The organism is Nocardiopsis salina YIM 90010 (assembly GCF_000341025.1).
GTDB classification, from domain to species: Bacteria; Actinomycetota; Actinomycetes; order Streptosporangiales; family Streptosporangiaceae; genus Nocardiopsis; species Nocardiopsis salina.
In genome coordinates this window covers 1-15,199 of the sequence record NZ_ANBF01000237.1, presented here as the reverse complement: position 1 = coordinate 15,199, position 15,199 = coordinate 1, and the positions used below count along the sequence as shown (strand labels likewise).

The following is a 15,199-nucleotide window of genomic DNA, read 5'->3' as shown; positions in this document are numbered from 1 at the left end:
GCTGTCCCTCATGCGCTGTGCACGCTCGGCCGGGCCGTCATCATCCTGGTGGGTCATTGCTCCCCCTCTCCCTGCACGAGTTCGCAGTCCGCCCGCAGGTACACCGGCTCGGACGGGCGGTACAGCGCGACCACACGCCACGACCCCTCGGGGCCGCGGAGTTCGTCGCCACGCCGCACGTCTGCGCGCGGCTGCACGTAGATCGGGTTGGTGAGCTCGGCCCCCGCCTGGTGGGCGGCGATGCGCTCGGCCTGCGAGGTCCCGGCTTGTGACACGCGAGCCCGGACAGTGCCGATCTCGACCCATTCGGTGATGACACCGCCGGACCCGTCGTCGGTTTCCTGTCGGCGCCACTGTTCGAGTCGCCTGTTCAGGTGCATCCCGATGGGCGGCATCATGTGGACCTCACCACCGCCGCGCCCCCGCCGAACCGGGCCCGCAGCCGGGCCCGTGTCGTCTCGGGTAGTTCGAGTTCGGTCATGGTGCCGTCGTCGGCGAAGCTCGCCGAGTAGTCGCCGATGCGGAGCTGAGTCACCCGCCGCACCCCGATACCGCCACCGGTCTCATCGGACCGGTAGGACATCAGAGTCGTCGCAGCGATCCGGCACACCAACGCGACGATGTCGGCTGGCACGGTCGGCAGGCCGTGGGTGTAGGTCACCTCGACCTCACTCGCGTCCGTGCCCCACCCGGCCGCCCGGTACAGGGACGCCCGGGGCCGGGACAGGCGCCAGCCGGTTGGCTCGGCGTCGTCGAGGAGGACCTCCTCGACCGCAGTGACCGGCGGACCGGGCAGAGACAGGCGGGGCTCGCGCTGACCGGCTACCACCACCGTGGACGTGGCCTGACTGATCGGCACCCCGGCGGCGGCGCGCACCGAAGCGGACGCCGCCGCCAAATACTGCCCGACCAGCTCCCGTTCCTCGTCGTCGACGGTGACGCCGAGCGCCTCCAGGTCCTCGACTGTGGCCAACGGGTCCACGACGCCACCCCCTCTGGGTTAGCTGCTCTGGCCGATCGTCACATCAGCGGCGGCCAGCCCCGTCGGGCGCACGACCCGGGCGCCGTACAGGTGCAGCCCCTTGACGATGTCCGCGAAACCGCGCTCTTTGCGGGTGGCCTCGGTGTTGTTGATCTGCTCGGCGTAGGTCGTCGCCCCCGAGTACCCGGCCAGCACCATCCGGCCCGACTCCCCCGTCGGGGTGTTGTTGGACTTGTGGATGGCGAACCCGGCCGCGGTGCCCACGAGGCCGTTCGCGCGGGTGGCGGCGCCGGACTCGTCACCGGCGCCCACGAACCGGGTGTCCCGCAGAAGCATCCCGTGGAACGCCGGGGGGATCACGACCCACCGGCCCTGCTCGGGCACGTTCGACTCATCCAGGCGCACCCCGAACTCGACCAGGAGGTCGTAGGCGTCGCCCGGGTCGGCCACCAACGCGTCGGCGAGCACGTTCTCATCGGCCACCCCTGCGGCCATGGTGGAGGCGAGGAACTGGTCGGCCACGTCCCGCAGCCGGTACGCGCTCTTGCGGGCCTGCTCGGACAGGACAGCGCCGCCGTCGCGGGCCTGCCTGCGCTCGATGTCGTCGACCGTGAACGCGAAATAGCGGGCCTGGTCGATCAAGAGAGTCTGGGACTCGTCGTCGACCTCCTCGATGGTGATGTCCTCGTGCGGGGAGTACTCCCCGATCGTGGGCTCAGCCAGGGAGGTGATGTGCACGGTGTCGCCGTACTGGGAGATGTCGCCCTCGTAGTCACGGTTGACGACACCGGAGGCGCCGTACACCAGGGACTTTTCGAGCTCGACCAGGAGCTCGGCGGACCACACCTCGGGGACAAAGTTCTCGATAGCCATCTCGGCTTCCTTTCAGGGTTCTACCGGTTGTCGGTCCCCATCAGGTCCTTCAGGCGGCCCTCGGCCTTGGCCTTCATGATCTGGTGGGGGCTCATCCGCTTGATGTCGTCGCGGGTGAGCTGGGTGGCACCGGTCCCCTTGCGGGCGCCGGAGTCCGCGGTCCCCTCGAAACGGGGACGGCTGCCGCTTTGCGCGGCCAGGTAGGGCTTGTTCTTGACCAGGTCCTCGACAGCCTCGGTGATCGCGTCGGCGTCGACGTCGCCGTCGTCGTTGACCTGGAAGTCGTCGAGGTCGAGGAACTTGAGTGCGTCCTTGGGGTCGGTGAGCTTCCCGGCCGCCGCGGCACGGATCTCCGAGCGCAGCACGCGTCGGTTGGCCTGTGCGGTGACGGCCTCGGCGGCCCGGAGGACAGCGTCTTCGTCAGGCTGAGCCTGGTCGGTCTCGGAGAGCTTGGCCTCCAGTTCCCGGCGCTTGTCGCGCTCGGTACGCCACTTCGACTTCATGGCGTCCAGCGCCTTCTTGCCGGCGTCGCCGAGCTCGTGGGCGCCCTCGGGGGCGTCCTCCTCGACCGGCGCCGGGACCTGTTCGGCGCCCCCGGACGGCGCCTCTGCCTCGGTGGTGTCCTCGACGGGTTCGGTGGTGTCGTTCATGGTTCTCCCGTTGCGGGTCAGCTGCCGCCGCTCGTTGCGGGCGGGGGCGGGTCGGTCAGATAGCCGTGCTCATGCAGAAGTTCCAAAGCCCGCTGGCGGTCAGCGGCGTCGCGCATGATCGCCTCGGGCATCAGCCGTGGGCGGCGCGACCGCGCGTACCGGCCCGAGGTGTCGGTGAGCTCTCCCAGGCGCCGCCCGGCGTAGCCTCGCCGAGTCGTGCCCTCGGTGGTGTACCGGCCCCGGGACCGGTCGGTGGCCGGTTGCATGCCGCGCCTCGCGTTGACCACCTGAGACATGTCGGCGCCCTCGCGGATCGCCTCCGCGGCATGTCGGCCGAACTGCTTGTCTTGCTGCTCTCGGGTGAGTCCGTCGAACAGGGCCCGGGGGCTGTCGCCGTCGACCCGCTCGCCGGGACGTAGGGGGCGCATGGTGCATTTGCAGCGAGGGTGTCGCTGGAACCCCTGGCTCCACGAGTACTCGCGCCCGGCGAGGATCATGCACCGGGAGCACGCCGACGGGGCCACCACACGGGTGTAGGCCACCACGCGGGGGCGCACAGCGACCCCGAGTTGTTCGGCGGCCCTCCCGGCGTCGGTGACCTGGGTGCGGGCGATCGTGTCGAGCTGGATCCGTCCCGCCATCAGCGCGCGCCGGGGCGTCGCCCCGCGTTGGACCGCCGTGAGCGTCCGGATGCCGGGCTGGAGCAGGAGTGTGTCCAGGCTCCGCCCGTCCGAAGCGGTACCGGTGATCTCCTCCCACGCCGGGGCGGCCACCACCGGGGCAGCCACGCCCAACAGTTCGTCGAGGTACTCCTCGGCGCCCAGCGCCGAGGCCAGTTGCGCGGCGGCCAGGATGGTCGCGGCACGGGGCACGAGTTCCAGCCACGATGAACGGATATCGCGTTCGTCGATCTGCGCCCACACCTGCCCGACCTCGTCGGCGGCGCCACGGGCGATCCGGTCCTGCCCACGCTGGTGAGCCAGTGCCGCCCGGGTGCTCACGCCCCATCACCCTCGGGGTCGTCCGGGGTGCCTGGGTCACCGGCGGGGCGGAAGCCACGTTCCATCTGGTCGGCGATCGCCCCCACCGGGTCCATGGCCTGCTCTCGTTCCTGCATGGCGAGGACCTCGGCGACCTCGGTCGGGGTGAGCCCGTACCGCAGGGCCACCCACTCGAACGGGAAACCGATCTGCTTCAACTTCACGAGTGCGTCGGTGAGCTGGGCGTGAGACCTCGACTCGGCATCGGCCCACATGACCCGGCCGGCCCGCAGAGCCCGCGCCTTGTCGGTGCGGCCTTGAGCCAGCGCCACCAGCGCGAACACCTCACGGAGTGCCTGGCCGAACCAGAGCTGTTTCTCCTCTGTGCGCTTTACGAGACCGGTCTCGGCGGCGATCAAAGCATCGCCTGACAGGTTCGCCATACGGCCGACGAGGTAATGCTGCGGGGTGCGGGTCTGGGCGGCGATGTGGCCCACCGCCACCTCGATCACCTCCGTGTACGCACTGAGGTTCGCCGCGGACCACTCCGAGGTCTGCACGTTCTCCCCGTCGATCCACAGCACCCGGTCAATCGCGAACCGCTCCAAGTCGACCGGGCGCTCCCCGACGACTTCGCCGCGGCTGTCGAGGACGGGGACCTTGGGCATCTCCGCGCCGAGCACGATCCGCTGCGGGAAGGACGCGTAATCGGATGCGGTGAACAGCTGGGACCACAACAGGTTGATCGCGTCCTGCATAGCCACGACCCCGGACACGTCCGAGATGGGCTCATCAGCCAGAAGCGGCCGGTTAGGCAGTTCCACCACCGGGACTACGCCCATGGGGTTGGGCTGCGGGTTGGGCTCGGTGCCCGTGTCCCTCGGTTCCCACGAGGCGATCTCTTCGTCCGCCTGCGCCAAGTTCGCCGACTTCTGTTGCTTCACGAGGGGGCGTTCGAGTTTCCACACCTGGTCGGGCAGGTAAAGCACCGCCATCTCGGTGGCGCCGTCCTGCCACCGCCGCAGGGCAGCCCGCCGGCGCCGACGGCTGCCCGGTTCGTAGGCCACGATGCACGACGAGGCGTCCTCGAATGTCACCACCGGAGTTTCCTCGTCGTCGGGGTCGCCCCACACCAGCGCGTAGGAACGCCCGGACACCACGGACCCGAGAAACCCGAGCTGGCTGTCGGCGTCGAGGCCGTTGGCCTGCCACACCCGCCACGACTCGTCATCGGCCACATCGTCCCCGGACGGGGTCACGCCCGTCACCGTCAGGCGTTCCACGGGGCTATCGGCAACGACTTGAACCCAGTTGTCGGAGAACCCTGCGTACCGTTCGCCGTGGTACTTGCGGAACTCCTCGCTTGCGAACTTCAACGGCTGGCGGCCCTTGTAGTACGCCTGGTGGGTGCTGATGCGCCCCCACCGGGACGATAGTTCGGCCTCCAGGGCCTCGGTCAGTGCGACAGCGTCGGCCTGAGAGACGGCCATCGGTGACCCCCTCTCATGCGGTGTAGACGTAGGTCTTGCGCTTGCGGGCGAGGCCGGCGGCGATGGTGTCCATGGCCGCCTCGTGCGCCAGAACCGATGTCACGGCAGCGTCGATCTTCTGCTGATCACTGGCCTTACGGAGCACGTACCGATCACCCGGCCGCGCCGCAGTGCGGGCATTGGCAATGTGGTCGGCGGTGAGCTCGCACCCGTCGTGGGTGAACCCCGTGTCGGCCTTCAGGACGTCGGTCCTGAGCCGCTCGGCGGCAGCGTGCATCTGCACCACCCGGCGCGTGTGCCACCGGATCACCCGGCGCTCGCCGTACCGGTCCACCCACTCGTCGACCTCGGTCTCCCAGTACGGCGGGTCGGCATAGAGCCGAACCACGTCGAACCGCCGCATGAGTTCGTCGAGGGCGGCGTCGACCTCCAGACGCGGTACCTGCCCGCCGGGATAGTCGGCGGGGTTCCAGATGGTGGGCGCCTGGTCGGGGCCGTAGACCGGTGTGAACTGGTGGCCGTCGAGGGTCTCCGCCCTCAGAGCCGTGTGGTCGTCGATGTCAGAGCCGTCGAACCCGAGCACGACCCGGGTGCCGCGGGGAACCTCACGGGCATCGACCCGAGCGGCCCACGCCTCCGAGTCCAACCACGAGCCGGTTCCGGACACGACCCGGTTACCGAAGAACCTCTCTGCCTGTGCTGGATCCTTCTCCAGGAGCTCGGTCGCCTCAGCGCCGATCGCGTCGAGGTCGACATGGGAGCTGCCCGCGTAGACGTAACTGTGGATCTTGCGGCGCTGACGCGCATTGTCGTACCGCAGAGCCTTCGGCGCCTGCGGGTGGTACCGGAAGATGTCCCTGGCCTTCGATGCGGCAGTCCGCTGGGCGTAGGAGTCCTCCGAGGGGTCCCACGCGTTCGTCGTCTCCAACGAGCGCCCGGACATGCCAGCCAGACCGCGGCGCTGTGCCTCGGCCACGCTGATCATCTTGTTCGTGGTCGTGTACGTGCCCGTCTCATCCTGCAACGCGAACACGATCGGGTTGCCCAACCGGCTCCGCGCCGAGGACGTGACCACGTCCGCGCGGCCACCCCCGTCGCCGGTCAAGATGCGGGTGAACTCCTCGCCCGTGGTCAACAGGTCGGCGAGCGGGCTGTTCTTCACCATCGCCTTCAGGTGCCCGTACACGTTCGTCTCTACCTGGTCAGACGACGCCCCGAGCATCTGGATCAACGGGTCGTGCCACGGCATACCCATCGGCTCACCGGGCTCGTAGGCGTACCACCACCCGCACCCACAGCCGTGGGCCGAACAGCGGTAGACCTCGCCGCCGGCGGCCCACCCGGAGAACACCACCGGGCCGACCATCTCTGCGAGTGTGATCGCCGCCGACCACGGACCCTTGCCCGTCTTCTGCGGAGCAACGACCTGAGACCGCCGGTAGTGGAAGGCAGTCGATCGCTGCCCGAACACGGCCTTGGGCTTGACCCGGTAGTGGTTCACGGTGCACCACAACTGCCAGGGATAGAGCTCCATGGGCTCACCGGCCCGGAAACCTCCGGGTACCGGTAGGTGCGCTTCCATCCAATCGGGAACCACCCACAGGGTCGGGAAGTCGACGACGAACGCGTCAGCGGCGCTCGGACTACGCCCCTTCGCCATCAGATACGACCTTCAGCCGATCCCGCGCTGACTTGCGGCGCGGCGTCTTGGCCTTCGACGGCTCGACGGGTTCGGCAGCCGGAGCGTCCTCGGTAGGGCCGACCTTCCAGCGCAGGCGGAGCAGACCCGGTGCGGTCAATCCGAGGCTCTCCATGTACTGCTTGGTGAGCTTGGCGGCATCAGCCCGGGGCTCGGGCTCCTCGGCCTCGGCGAGGGCGCGGGCGAACAGGGCGACCTCGATGTCGAGTCCGAGGCTCTCCCACATGACGGCCTGTGGCCGTGACCAGAGCTCCCGCCACAGGTCCCACTCGCGCGGGCGAACCTCGGTGAGCGGCCAGCCCGGCACCGGTCCTGTGCGGCCCTCGGCCGGCAGCGTCGCCCACCCGGACGCGTCCTGTTTGCGGTTACGGCGCAGGGCGTTGGGGTCCGGCGGCGGGCCGGAGACGGCGCGTGCACCTCCACTCGCCATAGTGACCTCCTCCATCAAAGCTGCGTTGCGCAGCACTGAGAGCCGTCACGTTGCGTGACAGCCAGAACCTTTTGAACCTGCCCGACTTCCCGGCGCCCTCCCCGGCGACCTTTTGGAGATCGTCGGGTGGGGGTCATCCCCCGGGCTCGCTCACTCTCGGTCGTTCCACCCAGCGGGTTGGTCACGGGCGGTCAGGCGCGAGTGACAGCTTTTCGTCAAAGATTGCAAGTTCGACCAGTCGAAACCTCGCGGCCCGAGCGGACCGAGCCCATCTTTGTGATGAACCTCAGCAGCTCGCGGCCGAATGATCCACGGCTGAGCTGAATGTTCCTCGCACTCACACAGCGGATGCTCACGCAGATACGCAGCACGTGTGCGGTACCAGCGGGCTCCGTACCCTGCCTGGCTACTGGTGCGACGGCGTGTGCGTGCGGTGCGTTGGCAGGGGCCGCACCTGCCTGTGCGGGTGAGGGTGGGGCATCCGGGGGTGGGGCAGGTCTGCAAAGCCCTGGGTGGCAAGGGGGTCACCTCCATAGGAGGGGTGCCTCGCCGCCGGGGCGGGTCACGGGGAGCGGGCCCGTGATGCGGTACCCCAGGTCAGTGGCCGCAGAGGTAGGCGTCGGCGTTGCCGACCAGCGGCAGGGCGACATCGGCCATGCGGGTGTCGCCGTCCCCGCTCTGTTCGATGGACTGCACCACCTCGGTGGGCGCCATGCCCCCGTCGATGTCCTCGCACACGGCGTACCCGAACTCCAGCTTCTCCTCGTCGTTGGCGCCCAGGTATCGGGGGGCGACACCTTCGGCGCTGAGGGACTCCTCCACTGAGTCCAGGAACTCGCGTTCGTGGTCGGGCAGTGCGGCTCGGGCGTCCTCCCCTTCTCCACACGCGGCGGTGGCGGTGAGGGCAAGTACAGCGAGAAGGGTGAGCAGTGCACGGCGCATGGGCTGTCCTCGTGTTGGGGGTGTGTACGTCGTTGGACGCGCGTCGAGGTTTACCGGTTGCGTTAGCGCCCCACCCTGTGCTCGACGCTCCTACCCCCCGGAGGGGCGGAGCACGGAGGCGGGACGTGGGTGTCCGGTCGCGGGAGTGGCAAGGGTGGTTGGGTGTTCCCGGCCGGACGGTCTTGATGCCTGAGGTGCATCGCGTCGGACGCCCGCCGCTCCGGCACGCCTCTTCAATGTGATTCACGACACATTTTTCGGCGAGGGCAGCACGACCTGCCGCCCAGACGCTTTCGCTCTGAAAGATCCCTATCAGTGTGTTACTGAATAGGCGAGAAAAGGGCGCAGATCCTCATGTTTTTGATCGCTATTCACCCTCTGCATAAAAGGGCAGGAGTTGCAGTCAATAGGCAGCCATAGAATCGGGTGTGCCGACGCACGATCACCGCCACAGGGATCCCGTGGCGGTCGGTATCGCCTGGGTGGAAGGACGTCCAACACCCGGAGGTGCGTATGGCAAGGAAGAGGGAGAGGCAGATCGCTTGGTGGAGGCGTGAAGGTGCCCGGGAAAGCGTCCGAGCGCTCATTGGAGTGCTCGGCGCCCTCAGCCGGACCATCCTCGCGATCGCCATCATGTTGAGCGGCTGATCCTCAGGGCTCTTGGCCAGGGAGGACGTGTGGCAGCGGATTCCCTGGCCAGGGGCTCACTCATTTTTTGTACCTGAAAGAAATCATAGGCCATGCTGCGCTAAACGTTTACCGCAGCTCTCCATGCCAGAGGATGTGCGGAGCGGCCAGAGCCCGCCCGGTGGTCGAGTGGACTGGGGCCACAGGGCGTTGCAAAGGCCCCGGTGGGTACCGGGGCCTGAGTGCAGAAGTCCCATCTAAGCACGCAACTTAGGCAGGTCTGTCAAGTCGCGCAACCGCGGTTGGCGCCTTTTGTCGACCAGGTGGTGCACGGTGGTGGTGTGGCCGCGGTCGAGGGTGCACCGGATCTCGCCGTCGGCCCTGTGGCCGGGGGCGATGATGGCGTGGAGCTGCCCACCGCACGGGACGGGGCGCCCCTCGTCGAGGGTGACGTGCCGGCACGGGGTGGGCAGCGGCACCCACCGATGAGGCCGATCGACCGCGGTGAGGGCCTGGTGGTGGGCAGCGAGAATCTCGTCGACCACCTCGGCGCCGTAGGAGCGTGTCCGCGCCCACGAGATCACGGGTGCGAGCCACTCAGCCATGGACCGGACGGTGGCCGCGCGAGGGTGGGTGGTGGCGCCGTCCCCCTGGAGGACGCGAACCCACGTGGTGAGGGTGGACCGGAGGACGGCGAGGGCTTCTGAGGCGCGCAGGTCGAGGGGTAGGGGCATTTCCGACTTCTTGGTGGGCTTGCCGCCGGAGACCTCGGCGAGGGCGGTCTGTTTCGCCATGGCCTCGATGAGCGCCTCCCCGAGCCACTCGGCAATATCGTTCAGAGCGGTCGCGGCCCGATGGGCGCACAGGGTACAGGCGGGGGCGTCGTCGCCGGACGGTCGGCCACACAGGTCGCACGGGTAGTGGTGCTGCTTGGTCATGGTCCCCCCGGTTGGTCGTGGTGGTGGGTCAGGCGAACAAGTCGAGCTGTTCAGGTCCGGCGTGGCACTCGCAGGCGCAGCGCCACCGGCACACTCTGTCGGCGAGCCACACGGGCGGGTCGTAGCCCCCGGACGGGAGCGGGAGGTACGTCTCGGGCATGGTCACGGTGTGGGCCGTGCAGGCCGTGTGGCGTCCTTGGTGGCAGTGCCCGGTCATGCCCCACTGGCACGGACATTCGAGCGGGAGGCCGGCGTCGAGCCATGACTCGGGGCGGTGAGTCACGATGGGTCTCCGTGAGGTCGGGGCGGTCGACACATCGGGCAGAGCTGAGCGTGAGTGGGCCTCTTCCGTTTCGAGGAGGAGGCCCTCCAACCGTCGCGGCGGGCGACAAGCCGGGCGTCGGAAGCGGTTCGGGTCGCCAGGTTCGGGGCGTGGACAGCGCCGCACGCATCGCACCGGAGGCGGTACAGGCGGCCGTGGGTCGTGGCGGTGAGGATGACGCTCACGGCGTGGCCTCCCGGATGGCGTCCATTGCCTCGTCGGCCCAGTCCTCGGCGAGAGCGCGGGTGGGCGCCTTGGTGGCGAGGACGCCGGCGATGGCGTGGCGCACCGCGGCGTTGCGGTAGTCCTGCGCGATCTCTCGCTGGGCGCGCTCTCGCGCGAGCTCGGAGGCGGCGAAGCGGCCGCGCTGACGGGCGCGGTCGAGGCGCTCCTCCAGGTCCGCCACCTCGGCGCGCATCTCCTGGTACCCGGCGCGCCGCCCGTCTGCCCACGCGTCGGCGATGCGATTCCCGAGGAGGGCGCACTCGTCGTGGAGTCGGTCGGTCATCGGCTTGTCTCCTTCTGAGTGAGGCGGGTGAGGATCCAGTCGTGGGCGTCTGTGACGGGGATGCGCACGGCGGCGCCGAGGCGCAGGGCGGGGAGATCGTCGGTGTCGATGGCTCGGTGGATGGTCATAGTGGAGACCCGGAGGTGATCGGCGAGTTCTCGGGCGGTGTAGTAGGCGACGCCGGTCGGCAGGTCACTCATGGGGTGGGGTCCTTGTCAGAACGGGAAGCCGTCGGGGACGTCGTCGTCGATGTGGGTGAAGAGGTCGGGTTCGGCCGGGACCGCAGGCGCCGGCGTGCTCGTTATGGCGGTGGCGGGGATGGGGCCGGGACAGGTGTGGGTGGCGACGACGGGGTGCGGCCGGGAGGTCATGTGTTCGGTGTCGCGGAGGTGGAGCTGTAGGTCTTTGCGGCCGAGGACGTTGTAGGTGAGGCGTCCGGACAGTCGTGCGTGGAGTTCGGCCTCGGCGCCGAGGGGAAGTGGGTCGGCGCGGACGGTGAGTGCGGCGGTGTGGTGGTCGAGGGCGACGATGACGGCGGCCTCGCATCGGGGGCAGGTGTCGAGTCGGGCGTGGATGGTGGCGGCCTTCATCGGTCTCCCTGAGGGCAGGCAGAGACACCAGTGACAGCACTGGGAGTTTCGTCGTTAACCCTGATCACGTGTGCGCGTGAGAGTGGAACTGTGCAAGTGCTGTCACTGCTGTCACTTTTCACCGTCTGACCTGCGCTTTCGTTCTGTGCTGCTGTCACTTTCTGCTGTCTCTCTGCTGTCACTGGGGAGGGGGTGATGTCACTGCCCGGCCGATCTCGGGCGCGAATCCGGGGGTGGCAGTGACAGCACCGCAGTGACAGCAGTGCCTCAGTCGGGCGTGCGGGGGTCGTCGTCTTCGTCGGCGAGGAGGGCGAGGCCGATGTAGTAGCGCTTGCCGTTGGAGGACTTGGAGGCGATTCCTCGCCCCTTGATCTCCCGGCCGAAGGGGGAGGCGGCGAGGGGCTTGATGCCCTCGCCCATGCACCAGGTTTCGTAGGCGCCGCGGAGCTTCTTGGTTTCGAGTTTCACGAAGGCGCCTCCGCCGATGTGGCAGCACTCGTCGAGGAAGCGGGACATGTGGTCTTCCTCGGCGGCGTAGGTCTCGGTGGCGGCCTTGACCTTCTCGGGGTCGGCGAGACCGTCAGTGAAGTACTGCCGGGCGCCCTCGATGATCCACGCGAGGATGCCGGGGCCTTCCTCCTCGACCAGGATGCGGGCGAGGTTCTCCACACGCTTGTCGGCAGGGACCGTGCGGGTGAAGGGGATCAACCGCAGACGTCGCCAGAACGACGTTCCTCCGGACTTCACTTCGGGCTGGTGGTTGCCCATTAGCCACAGGTGGTGGGTGGGCTCGAACGTGAAGTGGTCTTGGCGCATGTACCGGGCGGTGATGGTGTCGCCGCCGGTGAGCATCTTCATCTTCGCTTCGTCGAACCGATCTTCCTGGTTGACCTCGGAGCAGATGACCAGCCGCATCCCTTGGAGACGGGCGAGTTCAGTCTCGTGGGAGGAGCGGGTGTGCATGAGGAAGTCGTGGGGTGCGGTGGTGGCGTAGTCGCCGAGCACTGCCCGTAGGACGTCGAGGAAGACCGACTTTCCGTTCTGGCCGCCGCCGTGGAGGAAGGGCAGCACGTGGCTGCCGACGTCAGCCGAGGCGGAGTATCCGGCGAGTCGCTGCACGTAGCCGATGACCTCGGTGTCGTCACCGAAGGTGTCAGCGAGGAAGGTGTGCCACCGGGGTGTGCTCATGTCGGGGTCGGGTGCGGTAGTGGCAGAGCGGGTGTGGAGCTGGGTGGGGTCAGGGGCCGACAGTTCGCCGGTGCGCAGGTCGGCGACGCCGCCGGTGGTGTTGAGCAGGTGGGGCGCTGCGTCGAGGTCGGCGGCGGGGGCAACGATGCGGGGATCGGTGCGGGCGAGTTGCACCATCGCGCCGAGATTGCGCGCGGCCAGTGACCGAGCCTTGTGGGCGGTGTCTTCCTTGGCCTCGTCCGGGAGTGCGCGGGCGATGGCACGGGCCTTCTCGGGGACGTGACCACGGTCGTCCCACGCCCACCGGTGCCCGTCCCACACCAACCATTTCCCGCGTTCGGGGACGTAGCGGATCGCGTGGGCGTGTTCGTCGACCAGACGGAGTGCGTTGCCGTCGTCGGTGCGGCTGTAGGTGTCGAGTTGGGTGACGGGGGTGGGTTCGTCGATGGCGAGGGCGGCGGTGCCGTCGGTGGCCGGGGTGGTGCCGGGTTGGGTGAAGGGGACCGCGGACAGGTGCCGGACGGGTTCGGGGGCGGGACGCCCGTACCCCGAGTCCTTGAGCGCACGGGCGGCGGCCTTGTAATCGGCGCCGTGTTCGAGGAGGGCGTAGGCGGCGAACTTGGTGTACGGCGTCTCGGACTCGAATTCGGTCGAGGTGGTGAACACGAACAGGCGGTCCCTGTCCGGGGCGTGGCCGGTGGTGGCCGAGATCCCGAACCGCTTCTCAGGGCGCCTCCAGTAGCGGGTGTTGCCCGAGCGGAACAGTTCGGTCCACCCGTGGGGGGTGAGGATGTCTGTCCAGTCGGTGCGGTTCTCGTAGTCGTCGCCGGGGCTGAGGCTGCCGTCGTCGGTACGGGGTGCGGGGGCGGGCTGGGCGAACGCGGGTGCCTCGGGGGCGGGCATGGTGTCGCACATGCGGGCGAGTTCGAGGAGGGCGTCGGAGACCTCGCGGTCGAGGGTGGCGATGGTGTCGGCCCCGCCGGCGTGGAGGCTCCACGGCTGCCCGGTGGGGTGGACAGGTCCTGAGGAGGGGGCGACGACGAGGAACCCGCCCTCACTCTTGGTCTCGATGAGCACCTGGATCTTCTGACCGGGCTTGTCGGCGAGTTCCTCGTCGGTGGAGGGGCGCCGGGCCAACTTCAGGTTCTCCACGCCCTTGCCGTCGGCGACCCTCCAGAGGAGGTGGAGGCCGCCGGAGGCAGTCCTCTCGGTGTAGCCGCCCATCACCTCGCGGAGCGTCTCGCCAAGACCGGAGTTGTCGGCGAGCTCGACGTACCGCGCGAACACACCCTCGTCGACGGCGCGGCCTTCGACGTCGAGGCACACGAGCCCGCCGGACACGGCCCCGCCGACAACCCCGACGCCGGGGTGGCCGTGGGCGAACCACTGGTGGAGCTGCTCCTCGGTGGGGCGGGTGGTCATGTAGTCGCGCCACCGACCGGTGCCGGGCGCCTTAGTGCCGTCAGCCGCGGCGGGGATGACGCACAGACCCGCGTGGTGGAGGGCGAGGGCGGCGTCGAGCGTGTGAGTCACAGGTGTCGGTGTCCTGTCCGGGTCGTGCTGGTGTGACGTGGGGTGTGTGGGGCCGCTCATCGCGCGGTGCCTCGCCACTGGCGGACGGGGTGTGCGTGGGTGCCGGGGTCCGTCGAGGTGATGTAGCCGATCGCCTCGATGACGCCTCGGCGTCGGGCGTGGGCGAACCGGGCGCCGACCGCGGCGGTGCGCACGTCGGCGGGCAGGTGGGCGCGGAGATCGTTCGCTGAGAACACTTGACCGGTGGCGGCGGCGCGTGCGATGAGGAGGTCGATCGCGGCCACGTCCGCACCGGCAGCCTCGACGGCGGCGTTCATCCCGGCATCGCGTAGGCGTTGCCCCTCGGCGGTTCCCTGCATGTCTCCCCCTCGTCGTCGTGCGGCTGGTGTGTGGCGCCCGCCCCGGGCGTTGCTCCCGGGGCGCCGGCTGGATCCGGTCGGGCCGTCGTGGGTGGCTACTTCTGGAGGGACTGCAACAGCGCCTGAACAGCGGGGTCATTGGGGTCGGCCATCCCCTGCGCCGCGGGCGCCTGCTGCTGCGGAGCCGGAACGGGCGCGGCCTGCGGGGCGGGCGTCTGCTGCTGAGACTGAGCAGCGGGGGCGACGCCGCTCTGGCTGTCGAGCCACGCCTGAGCACGCGCCGGGTCGGCGGCGGGGTCGAACTCGCCGAGCACCCACGCCTCGAACCCGTTCTTCGTCAGGGCCTTGCCGATGCGCCCGAGGACCATGTGCGCCCCGGGCGAGAGGCGGTTCACGATCCCGGTGTGGGTGATCAGGACGCCCTCGCGAAGCTCCTGGGCGGAGTCGTCGAGGTCAACCAGGTCGCACGTAGCGGCGGGCACCTCGTGCTTCTTGAACTGGTCGTAGCGGTCTTCGATCTTGTGCACCTGAGTGATGAGGACCAGGTGGCCGTCGTGCTCGGCGGGCTTGAAGAAGCCACCGGCGTTGTTGGAAGGCTGGGTGAACGGGAACGACATGGTTTCTCCTGTTTCCTATGCGGCCTGTTGGGCCTGGTTGGGTGCGGTGTTTCCGGGGCAGCCGACGGCGAGATCGGTGGATCCGGGTTTCCAGAACGGGCAGAACCGGCAGGCGCTGCCCGGGGTCGCGGGGAGGTGCTCCCACATGGCGGGGCGGGCCTCGGGGTCGAGGGCGATCACGGCGTCACGCACGGACCGCAGGCGGGCAAGCGCGTCGAGTGCGACCTGTCGGTCGTAGACGTCGGTCCACACCCACAGCCCGCCGAGCATCCCGCCGCGCGGGTAGAACGCGAGGGCGACGGTCTGCGGGGTGTAGCCCGCGCGTTCGAAGCCCAAGCCGTAGAGGTTGGCCTGAACGCGGTACTGCTCGCGGATGCCCTCGGTCTTGTACCGGCGCATGGCGGTCTCGCCGATGCATTTGTGGTCGAGGACGGTGTGGGTCGCCAGGTCGTAGGCGTCGCAGGACCCGCC

General features: G+C 69.1%; 17 protein-coding genes and 1 pseudogene. All 18 read right to left on the bottom strand.

From position 1 onward, the window contains the following. Positions 1–53: 53 nt before the first annotated feature. On the bottom strand, positions 54–398 hold the full coding sequence (locus tag D474_RS0125850; protein WP_017616383.1) for a phage head closure protein: 345 nt from the start codon (positions 396–398) through the stop codon (positions 54–56). Beyond that, positions 395–982, bottom strand: a complete 588-nt coding sequence (locus D474_RS0125845) for a hypothetical protein (RefSeq protein WP_017616382.1) — start codon at positions 980–982, stop codon at positions 395–397. Before D474_RS0125845 ends, D474_RS0125850 begins: the two co-directional genes overlap by 4 nt. An 18-nt stretch (positions 983–1,000) precedes the next feature. Then, a complete protein-coding gene (locus D474_RS0125840; RefSeq protein WP_017616381.1) occupies positions 1,001–1,855 on the bottom strand; it encodes a hypothetical protein in 855 nt (284 codons plus the stop codon). Between the two features lie 20 nt (positions 1,856–1,875). Next, on the bottom strand, positions 1,876–2,505 hold the full coding sequence (locus D474_RS0125835; RefSeq protein WP_017616380.1) for a hypothetical protein: 630 nt from the start codon (positions 2,503–2,505) through the stop codon (positions 1,876–1,878). A gap of 17 nt (positions 2,506–2,522) precedes the next feature. Continuing rightward, positions 2,523–3,506, bottom strand: a complete 984-nt coding sequence (locus tag D474_RS0125830; RefSeq protein ID WP_017616379.1) for a VG15 protein — start codon at positions 3,504–3,506, stop codon at positions 2,523–2,525. Then, a complete protein-coding gene (locus D474_RS0125825; protein WP_017616378.1) occupies positions 3,503–4,975 on the bottom strand; it encodes a phage portal protein in 1,473 nt (490 codons plus the stop codon). The genes D474_RS0125830 and D474_RS0125825 overlap by 4 nt, the downstream gene beginning before the upstream one ends. A 13-nt stretch (positions 4,976–4,988) precedes the next feature. Next, the gene (locus D474_RS0125820) at positions 4,989–6,635 is read right to left on the bottom strand and encodes a hypothetical protein (RefSeq protein ID WP_017616377.1); all 1,647 of its coding nucleotides are present in this window, start codon (positions 6,633–6,635) and stop codon (positions 4,989–4,991) included. Continuing rightward, the gene (locus D474_RS0125815; RefSeq protein WP_017616376.1) at positions 6,619–7,104 is read right to left on the bottom strand and encodes a phage terminase small subunit; all 486 of its coding nucleotides are present in this window, start codon (positions 7,102–7,104) and stop codon (positions 6,619–6,621) included. The genes D474_RS0125820 and D474_RS0125815 overlap by 17 nt, the downstream gene beginning before the upstream one ends. A 597-nt stretch (positions 7,105–7,701) precedes the next feature. Beyond that, entirely contained in the window at positions 7,702–8,046 is a 345-nt protein-coding gene (locus tag D474_RS0125810; protein ID WP_017616375.1) for a DUF732 domain-containing protein, read from the bottom strand. 884 nt (positions 8,047–8,930) lie between these two features. Then, positions 8,931–9,611, bottom strand: a complete 681-nt coding sequence (locus D474_RS30680; protein WP_017616373.1) for a hypothetical protein — start codon at positions 9,609–9,611, stop codon at positions 8,931–8,933. 28 nt (positions 9,612–9,639) lie between these two features. Then, complete coding sequence (locus D474_RS33985) at positions 9,640–9,771, bottom strand: hypothetical protein (RefSeq protein WP_275040813.1); 132 nt, start codon at positions 9,769–9,771, stop codon at positions 9,640–9,642. 343 nt (positions 9,772–10,114) lie between these two features. After that, positions 10,115–10,441, bottom strand: a complete 327-nt coding sequence (locus tag D474_RS0125790; RefSeq protein ID WP_017616371.1) for a hypothetical protein — start codon at positions 10,439–10,441, stop codon at positions 10,115–10,117. Continuing rightward, the gene (locus tag D474_RS0125785; protein WP_017616370.1) at positions 10,438–10,641 is read right to left on the bottom strand and encodes a helix-turn-helix domain-containing protein; all 204 of its coding nucleotides are present in this window, start codon (positions 10,639–10,641) and stop codon (positions 10,438–10,440) included. Before D474_RS0125785 ends, D474_RS0125790 begins: the two co-directional genes overlap by 4 nt. A 15-nt stretch (positions 10,642–10,656) precedes the next feature. Next, a complete protein-coding gene (locus D474_RS0125780; protein ID WP_017616369.1) occupies positions 10,657–11,031 on the bottom strand; it encodes a hypothetical protein in 375 nt (124 codons plus the stop codon). 267 nt (positions 11,032–11,298) lie between these two features. Further along, positions 11,299–13,752, bottom strand: coding sequence for a phage/plasmid primase, P4 family (locus D474_RS0125775; protein ID WP_017616368.1), 2,454 nt, complete (start codon positions 13,750–13,752; stop codon positions 11,299–11,301). Between the two features lie 56 nt (positions 13,753–13,808). Beyond that, positions 13,809–14,111, bottom strand: a complete 303-nt coding sequence (locus D474_RS0125770) for a hypothetical protein (RefSeq protein ID WP_017616367.1) — start codon at positions 14,109–14,111, stop codon at positions 13,809–13,811. 95 nt (positions 14,112–14,206) lie between these two features. Beyond that, positions 14,207–14,728 (bottom strand): hypothetical protein, encoded by a 522-nt coding sequence (locus D474_RS0125765; RefSeq protein WP_017616366.1) that lies wholly within the window; start codon positions 14,726–14,728, stop codon positions 14,207–14,209. A gap of 15 nt (positions 14,729–14,743) precedes the next feature. Continuing rightward, positions 14,744–15,199, bottom strand: a pseudogene (locus tag D474_RS30125) (hypothetical protein); the annotation flags it as partial.

Coding starts and splice junctions, on each gene's coding strand:
- D474_RS0125850 (WP_017616383.1), bottom strand. CDS start 398: ATGATGCCGCCCATCGGGATGCACCTGAACAGGCGACTCGAACAGTGG.
- D474_RS0125840 (WP_017616381.1), bottom strand. CDS start 1,855: ATGGCTATCGAGAACTTTGTCCCCGAGGTGTGGTCCGCCGAGCTCCTG.
- D474_RS0125835 (WP_017616380.1), bottom strand. CDS start 2,505: ATGAACGACACCACCGAACCCGTCGAGGACACCACCGAGGCAGAGGCG.
- D474_RS0125825 (WP_017616378.1), bottom strand. CDS start 4,975: ATGGCCGTCTCTCAGGCCGACGCTGTCGCACTGACCGAGGCCCTGGAG.
- D474_RS0125820 (WP_017616377.1), bottom strand. CDS start 6,635: ATGGCGAAGGGGCGTAGTCCGAGCGCCGCTGACGCGTTCGTCGTCGAC.
- D474_RS0125815 (WP_017616376.1), bottom strand. CDS start 7,104: ATGGCGAGTGGAGGTGCACGCGCCGTCTCCGGCCCGCCGCCGGACCCC.
- D474_RS0125810 (WP_017616375.1), bottom strand. CDS start 8,046: ATGCGCCGTGCACTGCTCACCCTTCTCGCTGTACTTGCCCTCACCGCC.
- D474_RS30680 (WP_017616373.1), bottom strand. CDS start 9,611: ATGACCAAGCAGCACCACTACCCGTGCGACCTGTGTGGCCGACCGTCC.
- D474_RS33985 (WP_275040813.1), bottom strand. CDS start 9,771: ATGCCCGAGACGTACCTCCCGCTCCCGTCCGGGGGCTACGACCCGCCC.
- D474_RS0125790 (WP_017616371.1), bottom strand. CDS start 10,441: ATGACCGACCGACTCCACGACGAGTGCGCCCTCCTCGGGAATCGCATC.
- D474_RS0125785 (WP_017616370.1), bottom strand. CDS start 10,641: ATGAGTGACCTGCCGACCGGCGTCGCCTACTACACCGCCCGAGAACTC.
- D474_RS0125780 (WP_017616369.1), bottom strand. CDS start 11,031: ATGAAGGCCGCCACCATCCACGCCCGACTCGACACCTGCCCCCGATGC.
- D474_RS0125770 (WP_017616367.1), bottom strand. CDS start 14,111: ATGCAGGGAACCGCCGAGGGGCAACGCCTACGCGATGCCGGGATGAAC.
- D474_RS0125765 (WP_017616366.1), bottom strand. CDS start 14,728: ATGTCGTTCCCGTTCACCCAGCCTTCCAACAACGCCGGTGGCTTCTTC.